Raw genomic sequence first — 3,365 nt, forward strand, 5'->3', positions numbered from 1 at the left:
TGCCAGCACCGCGGTGATGGCGACCACTGCCACCGCCACGACCTTCCAGTGCTTTCCGAGTTGGACGCCCGCGCTTCTCCAGAAGGTCTCCACGCGCCGAGACCCTATGTCGGGGTGGCCGTCGACGACGGCTCGTTCGCGAAGCGTGTTGTGGGAGACCGTCCCGGGGCCCAGGCATCCGCCGGACCACGTTTGGACGAGAGCACTCGATCCAGGCACGCACCGCCGAAGGTTCAGCGCTCCGGTGGTGGGCCGCTCAACGGTTGTCCGTGGGCCTTGGTCCGGGTGCGAAGTCGGCGTCGATGGTCGGCATCGTCAGCGTGACGCGAGCTCCACCGAAGTTGGACTGGCCGAGCTCGATCGACCCGCTGGCTCCTTCGACGGTTCGTCGGGCGATGTCGAGACCGAGACCCGTTGAACCGTCACCACTGGCTCCTCGAGCGAGCGCGGAAGCGGAGCTCTTCGAGAACCCTCGCCCTCGATCATCGACGACGAGCGAAACACCCCCAGCGCTGACACCGACCGAGACGGTCACGGCGGTGTGGGGTGGCGTGTGCGCCAAGGCGTTGTTGATCAGGATGTCGAACGTTGCGCCGAGATCGTCGGGCGCGATGGCAACGATGCGCGGATCTTGTGACTCGATGGCCAGGTCGATCTGGCGTCCGGCCTCGCCCGCGACCTGCGACCAGTCGTCGAGGCGGCCGCGGATCGTGGCGACCAGATCCGCTCGAGGCGCAACTTCGGCAGGCCGATCGTGACGCATCTCGTTGATGATCTCGCTGAGGGTTCGCTCGAGCCGTTCGACGCGCTCCATCAGCTCGCCGGCTTCGTTCGAGTCAGGCAACGTCTCGACCTCGAGGTGCAACGCGGTGAGCGGGGTCCGGAGTCGGTGGGCGAGGTCGGCCACCGATTCGCGCTCACGGACGAGAAGCTCCTCGACCTGTCGGGCCAGCGCGTTGAGCGCTTCGGCGAGCTCGCGCACCTCACGCGGGCCCTCTGGCGTCGCACGAGCGCTGAGGTCGCCGCTCTGGAGACGACGAGCCGTGCGGGTGACGCGCCGCGTCGGGTCGGAGATGGTTCGAGCGGCGAATGCGGCGATGATCGCCGCCAGAGCAACCGCGAGGATCGTGCTGGCGGCGAGCACGACCTTCAGGCGACGATTGGATTCGGCGAACACCGTGTCGACGTTCTCGACGCGGATCACGTACTCGGAAGCCTCGTCGAACTCGAACGGCCCGTTGTTGGGGAGGTAGACGACGTCGCCGTCGTTCTCGGTCACCTCGGGAGCACCGGGCTCGAAGGATGCACGCACCACGTCGTCGACGGGAACGTCGGCGCCGAGGACCAGACCGTCGCGTCGGTACACCGTCACCTCGATGCCCGGATCATCCGTGGTGAGGCGATCGATGGTCGCAACGATCTCCGTGGGCGAGGTTCGGTCGTCGATGAACGAGGCCAACGTCGTCGCCGTCAGCTCGGTCGCCTGTCGACGGTTGGATGCCTGGCGGTCGGTGATCACGAACGCGAGGGGAGCGACGAGGGCGACGACGATCACTGCGGTCGTGACCGCCATGACCGCGGTGAGCCGCCGCCTCACGGCGAGTCCGGCTCCACCAGCTTCATCCCCACACCCCGCACGACCCGCAGGTAGCGAGGCTCGTCCGCGGATTCGCCGAGGCGTCGGCGCAGCGATGACACGTGCACGTCGATCGTCGAGTCCGATGATGACAACGGGTCGTCCCACACCTCCTGCGCGATCTCGCGGCGCGTGACGACCTGCCCGGCGCGGCTTGCCAGCAACGCCAACAGATCGAACTCCTTGCGGCGTAGCTCGACCGGCTCGCCGGCCGCGGTCACCTCCCGGGCCGCGAGATCGACCTGTAGGTCGCCGATCGTGAAGGTGAGGGCCGACGCCGTGCCCCCGCGACGCAGGAGCGCCCGGATTCGCGCGTCGAGCTGCTTGCCGGAGAAGGGCTTGACCACGTAGTCGTCTGCACCGAGGTCGAGCGCCCGAACGATCGTCGACTCGTCGTCGCGCGCGGTCGCCACGATGATCGGCACCTCCCCGTACCCGCGGATCATCTTGATCGCATCGAGGCCATCGAGATCGGGAAGTCCGAGATCGAGCACGATGACCTCTGGTCGATCGTCGACGAGGCGGCTCAACCCGTCCAGCGCCGAGGCCGAGCGACTCACGACGTGGCCGGCCGCCCGTAGAACCTTCGCGAGCGAGTCCGCGATCTGATCATCGTCTTCGATCAGGTGGACAGTCGGCACCGGCCCCCCAGTTGATCAGTAGGCGCAACGAATCGCGCTCGCAACGGGCACTCGACCGTACCAGGGCCGGCCAGCGGCTCCCTCGGAAAGACGGCGATCCAGGACCCCCCGTTTGGTGAGATTTCGGCTCGGCTTCAGGTTGCCATCAGGCGGGGGCCCGCATCGTTGGATCCAACAGAAACCACCCACGTACCAAGCGAAAGCAGCACCACGATGAACTCCTCCCCCTCCAAACTGTCCACCACCTCGACGGCGTCACCCCCGCGGCGTCGTCTTCGCTACTCACTGCCGACGGCGCTCGTCGGTGTCCTCGTCGCCGCCGGGGTCTCGGTCTCGCCGGCGTCTGCGCAAGCAACACCGCTGCCTGCTGACTGCGTCGTCAAGCCCTTCGGTGGCACCGACTTCATCCAGTGCACGATCACCGAGAGCGGTGCCGCGACACTGGACGAGATGGTGCCGGCGGGGATCTTGCCGAGCGCGGGGGACCCGGTCGTCCTGACCGCTCACGGCGGTGACGGAGCGACGCTCCCGGGCGACAACGGCGGCCGCTCCGGTGGCGACGGCGGCAACGCCCGAACCGTGATCGACGCAGACGAGATCGCCGAGCTGCACACGTACATCGGGCAAGACGCCGCGACCGGCTCTCGGCACGGCGGATCGGCAACGATCGTGAGCACGAAGGCGATCGAAGACGTCGGATCCGTCGACGAGACGCTCCTGATCGCCGGCGGCGGCGGCGCACAGGGAGCAAGGATGGACTGCGGCCCCTTTGCCGACGGATGGAACGGTGCCGGGAGCGGAGGCGCCGGCGGAGTCACCGATGCCACCGAGCACGTCGGCGTCGATGGTTTCGGTGCAGGAAAGAACGGCGGCCCAGGCTCGGACACCTTCCTTTGCAGCAGCAAGAAAGGTCATACCGGAACGGGCGGCCACCTGGGTGAGCCCGGCACGAACGCCGGTGACAGCCGCTCGAACGGCATCGCGGGAATCGGCGGCCATGGCGGCGAGAACGGCTGGCAAGGTGGCGTGTCGGCTGCCTATGAGGCTGGCCGCGGTGGCATCACGAGCGTGTACGCCATGGGTGGCGG

At 67.9% G+C, this 3,365-nt stretch carries 2 protein-coding genes and 1 pseudogene; 1 reads left to right on the plus strand and 2 read right to left on the minus strand.

Annotated features, from left to right (window positions below; genetic code table 11):
• Positions 1-256: 256 nt before the first annotated feature.
• Together WBV89_RS02215 and WBV89_RS02220 are read right to left on the minus strand one after the other, a co-directional pair.
• Positions 257-1,597, minus strand: coding sequence for a HAMP domain-containing sensor histidine kinase (locus WBV89_RS02215; RefSeq protein WP_423979708.1), 1,341 nt, complete (start codon positions 1,595-1,597; stop codon positions 257-259).
• The gene (locus WBV89_RS02220; protein WP_423979709.1) at positions 1,594-2,277 is read right to left on the minus strand and encodes a response regulator transcription factor; all 684 of its coding nucleotides are present in this window, start codon (positions 2,275-2,277) and stop codon (positions 1,594-1,596) included. Before WBV89_RS02220 ends, WBV89_RS02215 begins: the two co-directional genes overlap by 4 nt.
• 213 nt (positions 2,278-2,490) lie before the next feature.
• On the opposite strand from WBV89_RS02220, the pseudogene WBV89_RS02225 reads away from it, so the two are divergent.
• Positions 2,491-3,365: pseudogene (locus WBV89_RS02225) on the plus strand (hypothetical protein); the annotation flags it as partial.

This window comes from Ilumatobacter sp., assembly GCF_049588435.1.
In the GTDB taxonomy this organism is placed as follows: domain Bacteria; phylum Actinomycetota; class Acidimicrobiia; order Acidimicrobiales; family Ilumatobacteraceae; genus Ilumatobacter_A.